The organism is Aureimonas ureilytica (genome assembly GCF_001475935.1).
GTDB classification, from domain to species: domain Bacteria; phylum Pseudomonadota; class Alphaproteobacteria; order Rhizobiales; family Rhizobiaceae; genus Aureimonas; species Aureimonas ureilytica_A.
This window is the reverse complement of sequence record NZ_LDQA01000080.1, coordinates 1-896: the sequence shown is the minus strand read 5'-3', so window position 1 is coordinate 896 and position 896 is coordinate 1. Positions and strand designations below refer to the sequence as shown.

Annotated in this window: 1 protein-coding gene; it reads left to right on the top strand. The window is 60.2% G+C overall.

Translation table 11 applies throughout. The annotated features are described in order from the left end of the window. Positions 1-159: 159 nt before the first annotated feature. Positions 160-896: IS256 family transposase (locus tag NS365_RS22005; RefSeq protein ID WP_153003898.1), on the top strand; the 737-nt coding region annotated here is incomplete at its 3' end.

Here is an 896-nt window from a genome sequence, read left to right as displayed (position 1 = left end):
ATACCCCATCTGTTGCGAATAGCGGAATAGGACACAATGATCCCTTTCTGTTCTTTTCTCAAACGATGAAGGCCTGAAACAGCCGTCCTATGTACTGGGCCTCGGGACTGTCAGGAATTTCGTGTGGAGCGGCCATAATGGACCCATAGGATGGACCCGATGGTACGATGCAAAGCACCCCACATTCCCGATGCGCTTCTGGACCAGCTTCTGTCCGGGGCCGATCCCAAGACGGCGTTTGATCCCGGCGGGCTTCTGGACGATCTGAAGAAGGCCTTAGCGGAGCGGGCGTTGAACGCCGAGATGGATCATCATCTGTCTGGCGATGGCGGAGCGGGCAACAGCCGCAATGGCTATGGCAGGAAGACGGTGACGACCTACACGGGGCGGTTGGATCTTTCCGTGCCGCGCGATCGCCAGGCGAGTTTCGATCCGCAACTCATCGCCAAGTACCAACGGCGGTTTCCGGGCTTCGATGAGAAGGTCATCTCGATGTATGCGCGGGGCATGAGCAACCGCGAGATCGTCGGGCATCTGCACGAACTCTACGGCATCGACGTCTCGCCCGACCTGATCTCGGCGGTGACCGACGCGGTTCTGGAGGAGATCGCCACTTGGCAGGCTCGCCCGCTCGAGCCAGTCTACCCGATCGTGTTCTTTGATGCGCTTCGCGTAAAGATCCGCGACGAAGGGTTCGTGCGGAACAAGGCGGTCCATGTCGCGCTCGGGGTTCGGGCCGACGGCACCAAAGAGATCCTCGGGCTTTGGATCGAGACGAACGAAGGCGCCAAGTTCTGGCTTCGGGTCATGACCGAGATGAAGAACCGCGGCGTCGAGGACGTGCTTCTGGCCGTGGTCGATGGCCTGAGGGGCTTTCCCGAGGCGATCGTCGCTGT